The 20,001-nt window shown below is 34.8% G+C and carries 11 protein-coding genes and 2 rRNA genes; 12 read left to right on the top strand and 1 reads right to left on the bottom strand.

Annotated elements, in window-relative coordinates; genetic code table 11:
* Positions 1-79: 79 nt before the first annotated feature.
* Positions 80-1,426, top strand: a complete 1,347-nt coding sequence (locus EL158_RS05330) for an FAD-dependent oxidoreductase (RefSeq protein ID WP_027304582.1) — start codon at positions 80-82, stop codon at positions 1,424-1,426.
* Positions 1,427-1,433: 7 nt separating this feature from the next.
* Positions 1,434-2,876 (top strand): pyruvate kinase, encoded by a 1,443-nt coding sequence (gene pyk, locus EL158_RS05325; protein ID WP_027304583.1) that lies wholly within the window; start codon positions 1,434-1,436, stop codon positions 2,874-2,876.
* A 4-nt stretch (positions 2,877-2,880) separates the two neighbouring features.
* Here the strand turns inward: pyk and EL158_RS05320 are convergent, their stop codons facing one another.
* Positions 2,881-3,732: a hypothetical protein gene (locus EL158_RS05320; RefSeq protein ID WP_027304584.1), complete on the bottom strand. Its 852-nt coding sequence runs from the start codon at positions 3,730-3,732 to the stop codon at positions 2,881-2,883.
* 84 nt (positions 3,733-3,816) lie between these two features.
* Here EL158_RS05320 and lgt point away from each other — a divergent pair, with 84 nt between their 5' ends.
* The 10 genes from lgt (at position 3,817) to lepA (ending at position 19,987) form a co-directional block, all read left to right on the top strand.
* Positions 3,817-4,641, top strand: a complete 825-nt coding sequence (gene lgt / locus EL158_RS05315) for a prolipoprotein diacylglyceryl transferase (RefSeq protein WP_027304585.1) — start codon at positions 3,817-3,819, stop codon at positions 4,639-4,641.
* 45 nt (positions 4,642-4,686) lie between these two features.
* Positions 4,687-5,466, top strand: coding sequence for a fumarate reductase cytochrome b subunit (locus EL158_RS05310; protein WP_004277497.1), 780 nt, complete (start codon positions 4,687-4,689; stop codon positions 5,464-5,466).
* Entirely contained in the window at positions 5,450-7,441 is a 1,992-nt protein-coding gene (locus tag EL158_RS05305; protein ID WP_004276550.1) for a fumarate reductase flavoprotein subunit, read from the top strand. Before EL158_RS05310 ends, EL158_RS05305 begins: the two co-directional genes overlap by 17 nt.
* Positions 7,434-8,159 (top strand): fumarate reductase iron-sulfur subunit, encoded by a 726-nt coding sequence (locus tag EL158_RS05300; RefSeq protein ID WP_004276551.1) that lies wholly within the window; start codon positions 7,434-7,436, stop codon positions 8,157-8,159. Before EL158_RS05305 ends, EL158_RS05300 begins: the two co-directional genes overlap by 8 nt.
* Positions 8,160-8,189: 30 nt before the next feature.
* Entirely contained in the window at positions 8,190-10,373 is a 2,184-nt protein-coding gene (locus EL158_RS05295; protein WP_027304586.1) for a dynamin family protein, read from the top strand.
* Positions 10,363-12,192, top strand: coding sequence for a dynamin family protein (locus tag EL158_RS05290; protein ID WP_027304587.1), 1,830 nt, complete (start codon positions 10,363-10,365; stop codon positions 12,190-12,192). The genes EL158_RS05295 and EL158_RS05290 overlap by 11 nt, the downstream gene beginning before the upstream one ends.
* Entirely contained in the window at positions 12,189-12,893 is a 705-nt protein-coding gene (locus EL158_RS05285) for a tetratricopeptide repeat protein (RefSeq protein WP_027304588.1), read from the top strand. Before EL158_RS05290 ends, EL158_RS05285 begins: the two co-directional genes overlap by 4 nt.
* A 497-nt stretch (positions 12,894-13,390) precedes the next feature.
* Positions 13,391-16,478, top strand: a 23S ribosomal RNA gene (locus tag EL158_RS05280).
* A 241-nt stretch (positions 16,479-16,719) separates the two neighbouring features.
* A 5S ribosomal RNA gene (gene rrf / locus EL158_RS05275) occupies positions 16,720-16,836 on the top strand.
* Positions 16,837-18,196: 1,360 nt separating this feature from the next.
* The gene (lepA, locus tag EL158_RS05270) at positions 18,197-19,987 is read left to right on the top strand and encodes a translation elongation factor 4 (protein ID WP_027303820.1); all 1,791 of its coding nucleotides are present in this window, start codon (positions 18,197-18,199) and stop codon (positions 19,985-19,987) included.
* The last annotated feature ends 14 nt before the right edge of the window (positions 19,988-20,001 follow it).

Raw genomic sequence — 20,001 nt, 5'->3', positions numbered from 1 at the left:
TATAGCTTTTATTTTTTTATAAAATAAAATGAATTACACTTTTATTTTGTAAAGAAATAAATTATTTTAAGGAAAATCAATGAGCCGGCAAGAATTTGATGTCTTAGTTATAGGAGCTGGAATTTCTGGAGCAGCTTTATTTTATGAGCTTTCTAGATATACAGATATTAAAAATATCGCTTTAATAGAAAAATATCACGCTCCAGCAACTATAAACAGCAAAAGCACAAGTAATTCACAAACTATACATTGTGGCGATATAGAGACAAACTACACTTTGGAAAAGGCACAAAAAGTCAAACGCACTGCCGATATGATAGTTAAATATGGACTTTTACAAAATGCACAAAACAAGTTTATGTTTTCTCATCAAAAAATGGCTTTAGCTGTAGATGATACAGAATGTGAGTATATGAAGGGTCGCTATGAGGAATTTAAAGAACTTTACCCTTATATTAAATTTTTTGATAAAAATAAAATTAAACAGATAGAACCTAAGGTCGCACTTGGGGAGGACGGCGTAAGCGATAGGAGGGAAAATATTGTCGCTATGGGTGTTGAAGCGGGGGAAGTTTTTACGACCGTTGATTTTGCTAAGATGAGTGAAAGTTTGATTGAAGAAGGACAAAAGCAGGGTAAAAACACTTTGGTAGCTTTTAATGAGGAGGTTGTGCATATTTCTAAAGAAAATGGGGGTTTTACTATAAGGACTGCAAATTTTAAAGAGTATAAGGCTAAGGCTGTTGTGGTAAATGCTGGCGCACATTCTTTGTATCTCGCACACAAAATGGGCTTGGGGCTTGATAAATCTTGTTGGCCTGTGGCAGGAAGTTTTTATCTTACAAAACAAAAACTTTTAAATGGCAAAGTTTATATGGTGCAAAATCCTAAACTCCCATTTGCAGCACTTCACGGAGATCCTGATTTAATGGCAGATATGAATACGCGTTTTGGTCCAACAGCTTTAGTAATTCCTAAGCTTGAGCGTTATAAAGGCTTGAAATCTGTGCCAGAATTTTTTGAGGCTTTGAAGCTTGATAGGGTTGTATTAAGTGTGAGTTTAGGCATGTTTAAAGATGCTACGATTCGAAATTATATTCTCTATAATTATTTATATGAATTGCCTTTTATTAATAAAAACTTATTTGTTAGAAATGCTAGAAAGATTGTCCCAAGCTTAAAGGCTGATGATATTTATTATGCTAAGGGTTTTGGTGGGGTGCGTCCGCAAGTGATTGATAAAACAAAAAGAGAGCTTATGCTAGGTGAAGCCAGCATTAATGAGGTTGATGGTATTATTTTCAATATGACACCAAGTCCGGGTGCTACAAGCTGTCTTGGCAATGCCGAAAGAGATGCAAAAATGGTTTGTGATTATTTGGGTGCTAAATTTGATGAGGATAAATTTAGCACAGAATTATTGTGAGGTAAAAATGCTTAAAAAAACTAAAATAGTTGCCACAGTTGGTCCAGCTAGTGAAAGTGAGGAAGTTTTACGCCAAATGATCATTAATGGCGTTAATGTTTTTAGATTAAATTTTTCTCACGGAACTCACGAGTATCATAAGCAAAATTTAGAAAAAATTCGTAAGGTAGCAAGTGAGCTAAATGTAAGAATAGGGATACTTCAAGATATTAGTGGTCCTAAAATTCGCACAGGTGAGCTTAAAGAGCCTTTCGATCTTAAAAAGGGTGATAGATTAGATTTTTACCGTAGTAAAATTCTTGGAGAAAGGGTTGATGGGGCACATTATAAATTAAGCATTAATCAAAGCGATATTTTAAATATGCTAAAAATAGGGGAATATGTCTATCTTTATGATGGTAGCATTCGTGCAAAAATAGTGAGCGTTAATGAAAATTTTATCCAAAGTGTGGTAGAAAATGATGGCTTTTTAAATTCTAACAAGGGCATTAATTTTCCAAATACGCGTATTAATATCGATGTGATTACGCAAAAGGATAAGCGAGATTTGCTTTGGGGTATTGAAAATGGTGTTGATTTTCTTGCCATTTCTTTCGTGCAAAACGCTCACGATATTGATGAGGTGAGGGAAATTTTGGCACAAAATGGAGCGAAGATTGCTATTTTTGCTAAGATTGAGAAATTTGATGCGGTGGAAAATATTGATGAAATTATCGCTTCAAGTGATGGCATAATGGTAGCTCGTGGAGATTTGGGTATTGAAGTGCCTTATTATAAGGTTCCAAATATACAAAAAAGCATTATTCAAAAGGCAAACAATGCTTCAAAGCCTGTTATTACAGCGACGCAAATGCTTTTTTCTCTTGCCAAGGCTAAAACTGCGACAAGAGCCGAAATTTCAGATGTGGCAAATGCTGTATTAGATGGAACGGATGCGGTAATGTTAAGCGAAGAAAGTGCCGTAGGGATAGACCCTGCTAATGCCGTTGATGTGATGTGTAAGACCATAGTGGAAGTGGAGAAAAATTATCCTTACAATAAATTTAATCGTTTTGATTATTTAGATGATACGGATAAAATCATGCAATCAAGCACTCATTTAGCGGCAGATTTAAATGCGGATGCCATTTTCGCTCTCACAAGTAGCGGTAAATCCGCCATTAAAATTGCTCGCTATCGTCCTGATATAGAGATTATAGCCATAGCACATAGTGAAAAAACGCTTAATTTTCTTAGTATAGTTTGGGGAGTTAATCCTGCTATTTTAGTTAATAAAAGTGATGAATTAACAAAATTGCTCAAAGATGCTGTAAGATCTAGCGTAGAAAGAGGCTTTATGAGTGAAGATAAATGCTATATTTTAAGCGCTGGTTTTCCAACGGGTGTGGAGGGAACGAGTAATCTTATACGCATTTTAAAGAAAGAGCAAATCGCTTATTATCTTAGATAAAAGATTATTCAAAGATAATCACCCCATTTTCTTCGTTATTTGTTGGAGTTTCTTGCATTTGGCTTTCTTTCTTATGCCTTTGCTGAGTAGGATTTTCTTCGCTAAAGCCTTCATTTATAAATTCATTATATTCTTTAGTATTTTGCGGCTCACTTTTGCCCAAATCTAGAGCTTTTGGAAGATTTGCGTGAAGAGAATTTAGAGTGTTTTTGTAAAAAGCTAAATAGGCTTTGTCTATTTCAAAAGCTGGACGCTCTAAGCCTTTGTTAAGTTGGGTTGGGACATTACTAAGTGTCGTTTTAAACATACCCACACCATCACTACTTTTAATAGGATAGGTTAAATCGATAAAAGAATCAAGTTTAGTATCGCTTGAGATTTTAGTTTTATTTTGTGGATTATAAGCATCGACAAATTCGATTTTCCCTTCAAATTTTAAACCAAGTTTTGAGTCTATAGAATCTCCACTAAGCCATTCGCTTGTTTTTTGAATTTCTTTTTCATCGATGAAAATTTTAATTATACCTTTAAGTTTGTAATCGGGATTTGTATTATCTAATTCATAGCCTTTAAGTTTTGCGATTGTTTTGATTTGCTCTTCTAAATTTTGTTTTAAAAGCTCATTTTCTTTATCGATGCGAATTTTAAGCACAGAATTTTCAAAATTATCCGAATAATTATTATTTTGCTCTAAAACTAAAGGCTCTAAAGCGATTTTAATGCCAGAATTTATAGCTTGAATTTGAGTGGGAGTTTGGGGCTTGAAATTGGGCATAGAAACATGGACGAAATTTGAGCTTGTATTTGAGCAAGCTGCAAAGAATAAGGCTGTGCTAAGTAAAAAAGCTTTTTTCATTATTTAACCTTTTATTTTTTTAAATGCAATTATAACAAGTTAAAGTTTTTTTGCTATATTTTCCTTAAAAAATTTGGATTTAAAATGAAATTTTGGCAAAATATTTATGCAAATTTTGATGTTGTAGCCTTTGAGTTTTTTGGTTTTAAGGTGCATTGGTATGGCATTATGTATGTAATAGCCTTACTTTTAGCCTTATATTTGGCGAAATTTTTTGTTAAGAAATTCAATTTAGATATAGATAATAAACATTTGGATAATTATTTTATTTGGGTTGAACTTGGCGTAATTTTGGGTGCTAGACTTGGCTATATTTTGATTTATGATTCCCATACTCTTTATTATCTTACGCATCCTTGGCAAATTTTTAATCCCTTTGATATAAATGGCGAATTTGTAGGTATTCGTGGTATGAGCTATCATGGTGCTATTATGGGATTTTTGTTAGCAACCTTTCTTTTTTGTAAGAAATATAAACAAAGACTTTGGCTTTATCTTGATGTCGTGGCTTTAAGTGTTCCTTTGGCTTATGTTTTTGGTCGTGTAGGAAATTTCCTCAATCAAGAGCTTTTTGGACGCGTTAGTGATGTAGCTTGGGGAATTTATGTTGATGGCTTATTAAGACACCCTTCTCAGCTTTACGAAGCATTTTTGGAAGGCGTTGTTGTTTTTATTGTTGTTTATTTGTTTAAATTGAGACAAAAATTTGAGGGAGAGCTTATTATTATTTATGCTGGAGCTTATTCTTTGGCGCGTTTTGTGTGCGAGTTTTATAGAGAGCCTGATTTTGGGATCGGCTTCGTTGTTTTTGGACTAAGTATGGGACAAATTTTAAGTTTAATAATGTTTGCGGCTGCTTTGCTTTTTTATCTTTTTTTTAAAAAAAATTTAATGTATCTTAAAGGCTAATAAAATTATAATTAATAGTTTTTAAATTTATTCTAAGGAGAAAAGATGAGTGATCTTATCGAAGGTTATTTGGGTAAGAGCATTGAGGGCAAAAAAAGCAAAATGCCTGCGAGACTTGACTTTATCCAAAGCGCTTCAGGGCTTTTTTTGGGACTTTTTATGTGGCTACATATGCTTTTTGTATCTACAATTTTGGTGAGCGAAGATTTTTTTAACTCTGTTGTCCATTTTCTAGAGTTAAAATTTGTTTATGATAACCCTATTATGAGTTACATCACTTCATTTCTTGCAGCCTGTGTTTTGATTATTTTCATTGTGCATGCTGGTTTAGCGATGAGAAAATTTCCTATTAATTTTCGTCAATATCAACTTTTAAGAACGCATACAAAAAAAATGAAGCACGAAGATACGACACTTTGGTGGGTGCAAGCTTTCACAGGTTTTGTAATGTTTTTCTTAGGTTCAGCTCATCTTATCTTCATTATTACAAATGCCGATAAAATCAGTGGCGATATGTCAGGCGAAAGAGTAATTAACCATTTCATGTGGCTTTTTTATATTGTTTTACTTATTTGCGTGGAACTTCACGGAAGTATAGGACTTTATAGGCTTTGTGTTAAATGGGGTTGGTTTGAGGGTAAAAACGCTAAAGAAAGTCGCAAAAAGCTCAAAATGGCAAAATGGGTTATTAGCGTATTTTTCTTAGTTTTAGGTGTGCTATCTCTTGCCGCATTTGCAAAAATTGGATTTGAAAATTATCAAAATCAAGCACAAAGTGCAATGATTAAAACTTATAATGGAGCAAATTATGAATATACAATATAGTGATGCTTTAGTAATAGGCGGCGGTCTAGCAGGACTTAGGGCAGCCATTGAAGTGGCAAAAAGTGGGCAAAGCGTTACGCTTTTAAGTATTTGTCCTGTGAAGCGTTCCCACTCAGCAGCCGTGCAAGGTGGTATGCAAGCAAGTCTTGGAAATGGTGCTAAGGGTGAGGGAGATAATGAGGATTTACACTTTGCAGATACCGTAAAAGGCTCTGATTGGGGGTGCGATCAAGAGGTTGCAAGAATGTTTGCTCAAACTGCACCAAAGGCTGTTAGGGAACTTGCGGCTTGGGGTGTGCCTTGGACTAGAGTTACTAAGGGTCCTAGAACGGTAGTTATCAACGCACAAAAAACCGTGATTGAAGAAAAAGAAGAGGCACACGGACTTATTAACGCAAGGGATTTTGGGGGAACGAAAAAATGGCGAACCTGTTATATCGCCGATGCGACAGGGCATTGTATGCTTTATGGTGTAGCAAATGAAGCGATTAAGCATCAAGTTAAAGTTATTGATAGAATGGAAGCAGTGCGTATCATTCACGATGGTAAAAAATGTTTAGGCGTGATTGCTAGAGATTTAACAAATGGGCAACTTATCGCTTATATAGCGAGAGGAACGATGATAGCCACGGGAGGTTATGGTCGAATTTATAAACAAACAACCAATGCGGTCATTTGTGAGGGAACAGGTGCTGCTATCGCCCTTGAAACTGGACTTTGCAGACTTTCTAATATGGAAGCCGTGCAGTTTCACCCAACTCCTATTGTGCCAAGCGGAATTTTGCTGACTGAAGGTTGTCGTGGTGATGGTGGGATTTTGCGTGATGTGGATGGTTACCGCTTTATGCCTGATTATGAGCCAGAAAAAAAAGAACTTGCTAGCCGTGATGTTGTGAGTCGTAGAATGATGGAGCATATTCGTAAGGGTAAGGGTGTGAAAAGTCCTTATGGAGATCATTTGTGGCTTGATATTTCTATTTTGGGTAGAGCACATGTTGAAAAGAATTTGCGTGATGTGCAAGATATTTGCAAAACTTTCAATGGTATCGACCCAGCTGATGAGGGTCCTAAAGGATGGGCGCCTGTGCTTCCTATGCAACACTATTCAATGGGCGGGATTCGCACTAAGCCAACAGGAGAAAGTCAGTGGCTAGATGGACTTTTTGCTTGTGGTGAAGCAGCTTGCTGGGATATGCATGGTTTTAATCGTTTGGGCGGAAATTCTTGTGCTGAAACCGTTGTAGCAGGTATGATAGTGGGCGATTATTTTGCGGATTATTGTAAAAATAATGGTGAAGTTGTAGATACTAATGTTGTAAAAGATTTTTTAAGTAAAGAATATCAATATCTTAAATCTTTAGTGGATAAAGAGGGACAAAATGATGTTTTTGAAATTAAAAATAGAATGAAAGAGGTAATGTGGGATAAGGTTGCCATTTTTAGAACGGGCGAGGGCTTAAAAGAAGCCGTTAATGAGCTTGAAGAGCTTTATAAAAAATCTTTAAATGTTAAAGTGCATTGTAAAGAATTAAATGCGGCAAATCCTGAGCTTGAAGAAGCTTATAGGGTGCCTAGAATGCTTAAAATCGCTCTTTGCGTTGCTTATGGTGCGCTTTTAAGAACGGAAAGTCGTGGAGCGCATTATAGAGAAGATTATCCAAAAAGAGATGATTTAAATTGGATGAAAAGAACGCTGACTTACTGGGTTGATGGTGAAACCTTACCAAAAGTAGAGTATGATGAGCTTGACATTATGAAAATGGAAATGCCACCAGCCTTTAGGGGATATGGGGCTAAAGGTAATATCATCGAAAATCCATTGAGTGAAAAGCGTCAAGCTGAAGTTGATGCGATTCGCGAAAAAATGGAAAGCGAGGGTAAGGGTCGTTATGAAATTCAAAATGCTTTAATGCCTTATGAGCTTCAAGCCAAATATAAAGCACCAAATCAAAGAATAGGAGTGGATTATGAGTAGGAAATTAACAATAAAGGCGTTTAAATATAACCCTTTAAGCAAAATTTCAAAGCCGCATTTTGTAACTTATGAGCTTGAGGAAACTCCTTTTATGACGGTTTTTGTATGCTTGACACAAATACGCGAAAAAATGGATGCGGATTTGAGCTTTGACTTTGTTTGTCGTGCAGGGATTTGTGGAAGTTGCGCGATGATGATTAATGGAGTTCCAAAACTTGCTTGCAAAACTTTAACTAAGGATTATCCAGATGGCGTAATTGAGCTTATGCCTATGCCAGCGTTTAGACACATTAAGGATTTAAGTGTCAATACGGGCGAGTGGTTTGAGGATATGTGTAAAAGAGTGGAAAGTTGGGTGCATAATGAAAAAGAAACTGATATTTCCAAAATTGAAGAACGCATTGAGCCTGAAGTAGCTGATGAGACTTTTGAGCTAGATCGTTGTATTGAGTGTGGAATTTGTGTAGCTTCGTGTGCGACTAAATTAATGCGTCCTAATTTCATCGCAGCGACAGGGCTTCTTCGCACTGCAAGATACTTGCAAGATCCACACGATCACAGAAGCGTAGAGGATTTTTACGAGCTTGTGGGTGATGATGATGGAGTTTTTGGCTGTATGTCTTTGCTTGCTTGTGAGGATAATTGCCCTAAGGAATTGCCTTTACAAAGTAAAATAGCCTATATGAGAAGACAACTTGTTGCACAAAAATGTAAATAAATATTTCCCCCTTTTTAAAGGGGGATTTTAATGCAAAATATTCTTCAGCAACTTTGGCAAAATAAATTACAATTTTTAGATTTTAACTCGATTTTTGACCATTCAATCCAACTTGATCTTAGTGAATTTGCTATTATTTTAAGTGTTGATGAAACAAATTATGAAAGGTATTTTCTCTTAAAAGAATTTGCAAATATTATGAAAAAAATTGCTTTAAGAGTGGATATTTTTAGTATTCAATATGCACAAATTTGCACTTTAAATCTTTTGCAAAAAGGTTTTTTAAATCAAAAAGATTTGTTAAAAGCTTTGAGGATTTTAGAAAAGATAACTAACAATGATTTGATAATAAAATTTATAGAAAAGACTAAACTAGAAGAAAAAGATAAAAAAGCCCTTTTTGAAACTTCTTTTAATGAGTTAGATGCTATTAACTTCAAGCTTCAGTCCCTAGCTCTTAGTCAAACTAGTAAAGAAAATTTACAAGAAGCTTTAGAAAAATTTAAAAATTTAGAATTTAATGTCGCCGTTACAGGCGTGATGAACGCTGGTAAATCAAGCCTTTTAAATGCTTTATTAAAAGAAGAATTTTTGGGTGTTTCAAATATACCAGAAACTGCAAATTTAAGCGTGTTAAAATATGGAAAATCTAAAAAAGCAAAACTATATTTTTGGAATAAAAAAGAGTGGGAACATATCCTTTCAAATTCTAAATTTAATACTGAACTTGAAAGCTTTGTGCGTGAACTTTCTAATACATATAATATTGCTGATTTTATCCAAGAAGACGGCATAATAAAAGAAATTTCACAAGAAGAACTTAAAGAATTTAGCAGCGCAAAAAATCAAATTTCAGCCTTTATTAAAAAAATTGAACTTGAGGCAGATTTGAAATTTTTGCAAAATAATATTTCCATAGTTGATACTCCGGGGCTTGATGATGTAGTTATTCAAAGAGAATTATTGACGAAAACTTATTTGAAACAAAGTGATTTTTTGATTCACTTAATGAATGCTTCTCAAAGCTTGACACAAAAGGATATGGAATTTTTAGTTTCTTGTTTATTAAATTCGCGTCTTGGTAAATTTTTGGTCGTTTTGACTAAGGCGGATTTATTGAGTGAGGAGGATTTAAAAGAGGTTATTGCTTATACGAAAAATTCGTTAAAAGAGAGACTTAAGGGAGAGGAAATGTTGATTGAAAAAATTGATTTTCTCTGTGTGAGCGCAAAAAAAGCAAATGACTTTTATAAAAATTTGGTAGGCAAAGAGGAATTTGGGCAAAGCGGAATGGAGGAATTTGAAAGATATTTATTAAATGCGCTCTATTCTGGAGAGAAAAGTAAAACGGCTTTAAATGCCTATAAAAAAGAGCTTGGTTTAGAGCTTGTGCAAATCTTAAGCGAGTATGAAATGCAAAATAAGCTTTTTAAAGAAAGCTCACATGCCACTCAAGATGAAAATATGCAATTTTTAGCGGAATTTAAAAAACAAGAAAGAGAACTTTTAAATGCCAAAGATGATATTAAAAATTCCATTTCAAAGCTTAGAAATTCTCAAAATGATATTAATCAACTTGTCCTGCTTTTAGCCAAAAAGCTTAAGGAACGCTTAATTGATGAATTAAAATATCTTAATAATAATGCTAAAAAACTTGATTTAAATCGAGTTTTAAATATGGTTGATATTACGACAAGAGATGGGATTAATGACATTTTAAGAGAGGTAAAATTTGAGAATTTGAAGAAAATTGATGATATTAAGAAAAATTTAAGCTTAAAATATGATTTCTTGCAAGCAGAATTTGATAGTGGTTTTGAAGACTTTAAAGAGGGCATTTCAAGGGCGATAGAGGATATTTTTGCGACAGATCAATTTGCGTTTTTAAAGCTAGAACTTGGTCAAATGATACAAGAAAAAAGCGATATTTTTACTATGGAAAAAAAATTAGACAAGCTTATAACGGAAGCTTTTATGGGGTTTGAGCTTGATAAGATTTTGGAAAATTTAGATATAAATGGAAACTTTTTAAATTTTCTAAATGAAAAATTAGCGTATTTTGAAAAAAATGTGAAAGAAAAATTAAGAAATCTCACAAATTTACTTCAAAATTTAGAAAAAGAACATTTTGATTTTACGCAAAATTATGAAGCAAATTTAGAAAAAATTGCCGAGCTAAAAGAACTTCAAAAGGATCTTTTAAATGCAAATTGAGTTTTTAAAACAATTTATTGATGCCTATGAAAACGCTTATAAAAAAGAATTTGATGAGAGTTTTGAAGGAAAGATAAAAAAGCTTTGTAAAGATTTTGATGAACCTTTTATGCATCTTAGTTTAGGCTTAAAAGAGCGTTTAAAAAGCCTCATTTTTTCTTTGGAGAAAAATATACAAATAGCCATTATAGGTCAATTTTCTAGTGGAAAATCAAGTCTTTTAAATTTGATTTTAGGGCGTGAATATTTGCCGACTGGTGTTGTGCCTGTTACCTTTAAACCCACTTTTTTACATTATGGAAAAGATTATATTTTGCGTGTAGAATTTGAAGATGGAAGCGATGTTATCGCAGAGCTTAGTGAGCTTGAATTTTATACAGATCAAAGAAAAAGCTTAAAAGAAGCTAAAAGCATACATATTTATGCGCCTGTGCCACTTTTAAAGCATTTAAGTCTTGTGGATACTCCCGGACTTAATGCAAATGAAAGCGATACGCTAACGACTTTTAGGGAGCTTGAGAATATTCACTGTGTGATTTGGTTAAGTCTAATTGATAATGCGGGCAAAAAAAGCGAAGAGGATGCTATTAAAGCAAATTTAAAACTTCTTGGTAAAAATAGCTTGTGCGTCTTAAATCAAAAGGATAAATTAAATCAGGTAGAACTTGAAAGAGTCCTTGAGTATGCAGGAAGTGTTTTTGGAAAATATTTTAAGCAAATTATCGCCATTTCTTGCAAGGAAGCTAAAGAAAAAGATAAATATGATAAATCTAACTTTAATACTCTATTAAAATATCTAGAAAACATTGACACAAAAAATTTAAAGCGTGAATTTAGCAAGAGAAAATTGCTTGAATTTTGCCAAATCACTAAGGAAGAAAATATTCTTTTTGATACTATTTTTAATGAACTTGAGCTTAAATTTGAAGCCTATGAAAATTATTTAAGAGCTTATTTTGCCGATTTAAGAGAGAAAATTAAACTTTTAAATCACCAAATTTTAGAACAACTTAAAAGTATTGCTGAGCGTTTGAGTATAGAAATTTTTAGTTTTGTTAGAGAAAAGGAGGCTTTTTTTTATAAGGAAACTCAAGGTTTTTTTAAGAAAAATTTATATCATAAATACAGCTACAAAACTCCTTTTATTTCCAGCGATGATGCCTTTTTGGCGATGTTTTACCATTCTGATGTGATGAATAGGGAATTTAAGCGTATTAAAAAGGAATTTGAAATTTCTTTTGAAGATTTAAAATGGCATTTAAAAGAGAGTTTTGAAACTTTAAAAAAAGAAATTTTGCTTTTTAAGGCGCGAATTTCCAATATTCAAAAAGATGATTTTTTGCAAAGTGAGAAAAATTTTGCCGACCTTAGAGCCTTTGCTAGTGCGAGTGAGGAGTATTTTTTACGCGATTTTGAAAATATTTTATTTAAAAATAATTTGGATTTAGAACTTTTTTTTGAAAAATTAAATCTTAAAGCTTTTGCAAACTATGAAAACGCTTGTAAATTAAGCTTAAGTTTTTTTAGTCGTAAAATTAATGAAAGTCGCACATTTTACGAGCTTGACAGCTCACAATTTTCTTTATATTATCCTAAAAAAAGCGAAATTTATGAAAGAGTTTTAAATGAGCTTAATGTGTATGAATTTGAAAATTTATTGATTGCAAAGCCTGTTATTTTAAAGGTTATTAATATATTTTTTGAGCAGAATTTAGATCTAATTGTGCAAAAAAGAGCATTGATTTTAACTAAAAAAGAGGAAAACAATAAGCGTTTAAATTATATTCTAGCTTTAGAGGAAAGGATTAAGGCTTTATGAAAAGATTCATTTTGTTACTATTTTTAGGACTTAGTGGGCTTTTAGCACAAGACATAGAAAAGGCTTTAAAGCTTTATGAGGCTAATAAATTTGCCAAAGCTTATAAGCTTTTTGAAGATTTGTGTGAAAAAGATAATCCAAGAGCTTGCTTTTCTTTAGGCTATATGAATGAAAAAGCACAAGGTGTTTCAAAAGACTTGAAAAAAGCCCATCGATTTTATGATAAGGCTTGCAAATTCGGCTATTCTAAGGGGTGTTCAAATTTGGCTTTAAGTTTAGAGGAAAATGGCTATAAAAATGAGGCGATTTTAGCCTATAATAGAGCTTGCAAATTGGGAGATGCGAGAAGTTGCAACAATATAGCTTTATTTTATGAAGAAGAAAAAGATAGTGAATTGAGTCTTTATTTTTATAAAAAATCTTGCGAGTTAAAGGACGCTAATGCCTGCTATAAGCTTGGTTTACTTTATGAGAAGGGTGAAAAAGTTAGGCAAAATTTAAACACCGCTTTACATTTTTATTCTCAATCTTGCACTTTTGGATTAGGAGAAAGCTGTTATATTTTAGGGCGTTATAATCAGCTTGAAAAAAAGGATATGAAAAGGGCAAAACGCTATTTTGGCATAGCTTGTGATAAAAAACATAAAGAAGCTTGTGTGGCATATAGAGAGTTAAATGATAGGGGGATTGATATTTATTAATCTTCCCACTTTCATCTTCCCTTAAGCTTCTTTATGTATAATTTCGACTTTCACTTTCTAAAAAAGTCTAAATACAACATTTTAACTCCTTTAGAAAGCCGTTCTTTAACTTATCATTGTTAAGAGTCACAAGCAAGTTTTAATAAACAATTTTACTGAACCTTGTTAAAGGATAAAAGAAATAAAGTTTAATACACGCTTTAGCTTCACATTGACTTTGCGTTTATATGAACTAAAGATTAAACACTTTCCGTCTTTATATATGTAATGAACCTATCTTTAAATATATAGTTTCAATTTATAATATAGCTCTTTTATCATTAAACTTTAGCAAGGAAGTGATGCGTTTTAGAATCAAAAAAGCTAATTTTGGCTTTTATGTCATTGTTTTTTTAGTAGAACTAGAGCTTTTTAGACAAGCCCTTAAGCTTAAGGAATTTCCTTAAGGCTTGGCGGGGTAATCTTTAGCTTTGGTTCTTTACTAAAAGAACATTAAAAGGTAAGCTACTAAGAGCGAATGGTGGATGCCTTGACTGGTAGAGGCGATGAAGGACGTACTAGACTGCGATAAGCTAGGTGGAGCTGTCAAGAAGCTTTGATGCCTAGATTTCCGAATGGGGCAACCCAGTATATAGAGATATATACTACCATAATGGAGCGAACGAGGGGAATTGAAACATCTTAGTACCCTCAGGAAAAGAAATCAAACGAGATTGCGTCAGTAGCGGCGAGCGAAAGCGTAAGAGGGCAAACCCAGTGCTTGCACTGGGGGTTGTAGGACTGCAATGTGCAAGAGGAAAGGTTAGCAGAACACTCTGGAAAGTGTAGCCATAGAGGGTGATAGTCCCGTATGCAAAAACCTAACCTTAGCTAGCAGTATCCTGAGTAGGGCGGGACACGAGAAATCCTGTCTGAAGCTGGGTAGACCACTATCCAACCCTAAATACTCCTACCAGATCGATAGCGAACAAGTACCGTGAGGGAAAGGTGAAAAGAACGGCGGTGAGCCGAGTGAAATAGAACCTGAAACCATTTGCTTACAATCATTCAGAGCACTATGTAGCAATACAGTGTGATGGACTGCCTTTTGCATAATGAGCCTGCGAGTTGTGGTGTCTGGCAAGGTTAAGCTAACGCGAAGCCGTAGCGAAAGCGAGTCTGAATAGGGCGCTAAGTCAGATGCTGCAGACCCGAAACGAAGTGATCTATCCATGAGCAGGTTGAAGCTAGTGTAAGAACTAGTGGAGGACCGAACCCGCTAGCGTTGAAAAGCTATGGGATGACTTGTGGATAGGGGTGAAAGGCCAATCAAACTTCGTGATAGCTGGTTCTCTCCGAAATATATTTAGGTATAGCGTTGTGTCGTAATATAAGGGGGTAGAGCACTGAATGGGCTAGGGCATACACCAATGTACCAAACCCTATCAAACTCCGAATACCTTTAGTGTAATCACAGCAGTCAGGCGGCGAGTGATAAAATCCGTCGTCAAGAGGGAAACAACCCAGACTAACAGCTAAGGTCCCCAAATCTTACTTAAGTGGAAAACGATGTGAAGTTACTTAAACAACCAGGAGGTTGGCTTAGAAGCAGCCATCCTTTAAAGAAAGCGTAATAGCTCACTGGTCTAGTGATTTTGCGCGGAAAATATAACGGGGCTAAAGTAAGTACCGAAGCTTTAGACTTGCACACAACTTAGATGATTTAAATTTAAAATATGAGAAACTAAATTTATTTTTATTTATTTTTTGCTTATCTTTATTCATTTTTATAGAGTAAAGATAAAAACAAAAACTTCGTAAAAATAATAAAATATAGTAAAAAACAATAAAAATATTCTTAGATTAAAAGAGTTAAGTCGTTTAAGTTGTGTGCAATGTGGTAGGAGAGCGTTCTATTTGCGTCGAAGGTATACCGACAAGGAGTGCTGGAGCGAATAGAAGTGAGCATGCAGGCATGAGTAGCGATAATTAATGTGAGAATCATTAACGCCGTAAACCCAAGGTTTCCTACGCGATGCTCGTCATCGTAGGGTTAGTCGGGTCCTAAGCTGAGTCCGAAAGGGGTAAGCGATGGCAAATAGGTTAATATTCCTATACCAACATTAGTGTGCGATGGAAGGACGCTTAGGGCTAAGGGGGCTAGCGGATGGAAGTGCTAGTCTAAGGTCGTAGGAGCTTATACAGGAAAATCCGTATAAGAATACTCCGAGAACTGAAAGGCTTTTTGAAGTCTTCGGATGGAAAGAAGAACCCCTGATGCCGTCGAGCCAAGAAAAGTTTCTAAGTTTAGCTAATGTTGCCCGTACCGTAAACCGACACAGGTGGGTGGGATGAGTATTCTAAGGCGCGTGGAAGAACTCTCTTTAAGGAACTCTGCAAAATAGCACCGTATCTTCGGTATAAGGTGTGCCTCCCTTTGTATTAGGATTTACTCCGAAAGCAAAGAAGGTTACAACAAAGAGTCCCTCCCGACTGTTTACCAAAAACACAGCACTCTGCTAACTCGTAAGAGGATGTATAGGGTGTGACGCCTGCCCGGTGCTCGAAGGTTAATTGATGGGGTTAGCATTAGCGAAGCTCTTGATCGAAGCCCGAGTAAACGGCGGCCGTAACTATAACGGTCCTAAGGTAGCGAAATTCCTTGTCGGTTAAATACCGACCTGCATGAATGGCGTAACGAGATGGGAGCTGTCTCAAAGAGGGATCCAGTGAAATTGTAGTGGAGGTGAAAATTCCTCCTACCCGCGGCAAGACGGAAAGACCCCGTGGACCTTTACTACAGCTTGACACTGCTATTTGGATAAGAATGTGCAGGATAGGTGGGAGGCTTTGAGTATATGACGCCAGTTGTATATGAGCCATTGTTGAGATACCACTCTTTCTTATTTGGGTAGCTAACCAGCTTGAGTTATCCTCAAGTGGGACAATGTCTGGTGGGTAGTTTGACTGGGGCGGTCGCCTCCCAAATAATAACGGAGGCTTACAAAGGTTGGCTCATAGCGGTTGGAAATCGCTAGTAGAGTATAAAGGTATAAGCCAGCTTAACTGCAAGACATACAAGTCAAGCAGAGACGAAAGTCGGTCTTAGTGATCCGGTGGTTCTGTGTGGAAGGGCCATCGCTCAAAGGATAAAAGGTACCCCGGGGATAACAGGCTGATCTCCCCCAAGAGCTCACATCGACGGGGAGGTTTGGCACCTCGATGTCGGCTCATCGCATCCTGGGGCTGGAGCAGGTCCCAAGGGTATGGCTGTTCGCCATTTAAAGCGGTACGCGAGCTGGGTTCAGAACGTCGTGAGACAGTTCGGTCCCTATCTGCCGTGGGCGTAAGAAGATTGAAGAGATTTGACCCTAGTACGAGAGGACCGGGTTGAACAAACCACTGGTGTAGCTGTTGTTCTGCCAAGAGCATCGCAGCGTAGCTAAGTTTGGAAAGGATAAACGCTGAAAGCATCTAAGCGTGAAGCCAACTCTAAGATGAATCTTCTCTAAGCTCTCTAGAAGACTACTAGTTTGATAGGCTGGGTGTGTAATGGATGAAAGTCCTTTAGCTGACCAGTACTAATAGAGCGTTTGGCTTATCTTATAAATATTAACTTATCTTTTAAGTTAATAAAGCATCACTTCCTTGTTAAGGTTTAACCTTAATAAAGTGTAAAGAGTTTAATAAAACTTGCTCTTAACATTGTTTTTTAAGTATTCTATATAAAAACTTATCTAAGATAAAAGATAAGAAAAGAAGAAAGAGAATAAAGAAAAAAGTAAAGAAATAAAAGATTAAGTTTTATTCTTAAATTCAATCTTTCAAAGAATATTTAAATAACAATGTCCGTGATTATACAGATGTGGAAACGCCTTGCTCCATCCCGAACCAAGAAGCTAAGCACATCGTGGGTGATGATACTACGCCTTACTGGCAGGGGGAAAGTAGCTCATTGCGGACTTGTTAATTCTTTTTTAGATACCTTCATAGCTCTTTTATAGCCTAAGAAATGCCTTTGAAGCGTTTATGAACAAAGCCATAAAATACATAGCCTTTGAATATGGTGTCATAAGTATTTTTTGAAACCATAAGTTTGCTATATAACGCCCTTAAAGCTCTATCAAAGAAACCGCACTGAAGCTTTTAAAGCATTGCTTAGAAAGTTAGTTTTAAAGCCCCTTTTTACAGGCTATTAAAAGCCCGTTTAACTAAGCTCCACCGATAAATAAACGCCGTTATTTTAAGCATTTTTTGTTTGAATGCTCCTTAATTAGTTTTAATGAATTTAGAAAACGCAAAATTAAATTTTTTAGTATAGATAAAATAATTTGCAAAATAAAACAACATTAAATGCCGTATAACTCATTTGCTAATTTTTCTAAGTATTGATTTTTAAACTATGAAAATTGATAAATTTGGGACTATTGCTATCTTGCATTTGACTACTTTGCATAATATAAATGAGCTATTAAAAAGCTCTTTTTTAAGTCTATCATTTTTATCATAATGCCTCCTTGCTGTTGAATTCTTTATGAAAGCTTTAATAAGAACTTAGTTTTTATTGTTTTAAATTTTTTTAAAGTCTCTTAAAAAACCCTACAAAGTCATATTAAAAATTTTTTGTTTGATTTTTGAAATTTAATTGTTGAAAATTTAGTATCAAAAAGTTGAAATTAAGTTTTTGATGTTTAATTGTTGTGAGGGTTTGGTATAAGGGTCTAGTTAAAATTCTCTTTTATAAGGAAAATTAAGAAATCTAAATCAAATTTTTTAGCCTTTAATACTCAAAAATGATATAAAAAAATTAAATGGTTTAGAGGCTCATTTTATTCTTTAAAATACTTATTTTAAACAAGACATAAGCGAATAATTGTCGAAAATAAATTTATCAAACACAAAATATTACAAAAATTCATTTTTATATTCTTTAAACTATTTTAATTATTAAGTTTGTCAATTTTATTTATTGTCTATTTTTCCTTTTATATGTGAAGCAAAATTGGTGGAAGTGTCAAGAAGTCAGCATAAAAAATGCCACGATATATATAATAAAGCTCTTATCTAAATCAAAGTTACCTTTAAAGCCCTAATGTAGAAAAATTCCAAAATCCTTAAAATAAAATACCACCTTTGTTTTGCTTAAAATTCTACATTAAAGCTATTTTCCTTTGTTTATTAAAGCCATTTTAAGTATGAAGTTAAGAGCAATAAAAATTGTTGCACTATAATGACAATATGGAATTTTGTATAAACACCTAAAAGTTTTCTCAGCTTTACATAATTTTGTTATAATTTTTTATATTATTACTGACGGATTTTTTATGAAAAATATTAGAAATTTCTCCATTATAGCACACATTGACCACGGCAAAAGCACTTTGGCGGATAGGATTATTAGCGAGTGTGGGGCGATTAGTGCGAGGCAAATGAGTCATCAAGTAATGGACACTATGGATATAGAAAAAGAGAGAGGTATTACCATTAAAGCGCAGTCTGTAAGGCTTGAATATACTTTAAATAATACGCCTTTTATTCTTAATCTTATTGATACTCCCGGACATGTGGATTTTAGCTATGAAGTGAGTCGTTCTTTGGCGAGTTGTGAGGGGGCTTTGCTAGTTGTCGATGCTTCACAAGGCGTGGAAGCACAGACCATAGCTAATGTTTATATAGCCTTAGAAAATAATTTAGAAATTATCCCAGTAATTAACAAAATTGACCTTCCTTCAGCAGACATTGAAAAAGTAAGGCACGAAATCGAGCATATTATAGGCATAGATTGTAAAGAAGCTATTTGCGTAAGTGCAAAAACGGGTGAGGGAATTAAGGAGCTGCTTGAGGCTATCATCACAAAAATCCCAGCCCCTAAAACAGACGACACGGCGGCGACTAAGGCTTTAATTTATGATTCTTGGTTTGATAATTATTTGGGTGCTTTAGCTTTAGTGCGAATTTATGAGGGTGGTATTGCTAAAAATGATGAAATTTTGGTGATGAGCACAGATAAAAAACATCTAGTTCAGGATTTATTTTATCCTCATCCCTTAAATCCTAAAAAAACACAAAAATTAGAAAGTGGAGAAGTGGGCGTTGTCGTGCTTGGGCTTAAAAATATCGGTGATTTACAAGTCGGCGATACGATAACTTTAAGCAAAAATAAAGCAAAAGAAGCCATAGGTGGCTTTGAAAAGGCTAAGGCTTTCGTTTTTGCGGGACTTTATCCTATTGAAACGGATAAATTTGAGGATTTAAGAGACGCTTTGGATAAGTTAAAATTAAACGATAGCTCTATAAGCTATGAGCCTGAAACTTCTTTGGCTTTGGGTTTTGGTTTTCGCGTGGGTTTTTTGGGACTTTTACATATGGAGGTGATTAAGGAGCGTTTGGAGCGTGAGTTTAATTTAGAATTAATCGCCACAGCCCCCACTGTAACTTATGAAATTTATCAAACAGATGGAGAGCTTTTAAAAATTCAAAATCCTAGCGAACTACCTCCCGTTAATAAAATTGAGATGATAAAAGAGCCTTATGTGAGAGCGACTATTATCACACCTAGTGAATTTTTGGGAAATTTAATCACGCTTTTAAATCATAAAAGAGGCTTACAGGTTAAAATGGACTACATTACGCAAGATAGGGTTTTGCTAGAATATGATGTGCCTTTAAATGAAATTGTGATGGATTTTTATGACAAGCTTAAAAGTCTTACTAAAGGCTATGCGAGTTTTGATTATGAGCCTATTGAATATAGACAAGGAGATTTGGTAAGGCTTGATATTAAGGTCGCTGGTGAAAATGTCGATGCTTTAAGCATTATTGTGCCAAATTCTAAGGCTTTGAGTAAGGGTAGGGAACTTGTCAAAGCGATGAAGGAAATAGTGCCAAGACAGCTTTTTGAAGTGGCAATTCAAGCTAGTATAGGCAATAAAATCATAGCGCGTGAAAATGTCAAATCTATGGGCAAAAATGTAACGGCTAAATGTTATGGTGGAGATATAACGCGTAAAAGAAAGCTTTTAGAAAAACAAAAAGAAGGCAAAAAGCGTATGAAAGCCATAGGTAAGGTGCATTTACCGCAAGAAGCCTTTTTAAGTGTGCTTAAGATCGATTAAGGTAAGCATCTTGT

The organism is Campylobacter upsaliensis, from assembly GCF_900637395.1.
Lineage (GTDB): Bacteria > Campylobacterota > Campylobacteria > Campylobacterales > Campylobacteraceae > Campylobacter_D > Campylobacter_D upsaliensis.
This window is presented reverse-complemented; position numbering and strand designations above follow the sequence as displayed.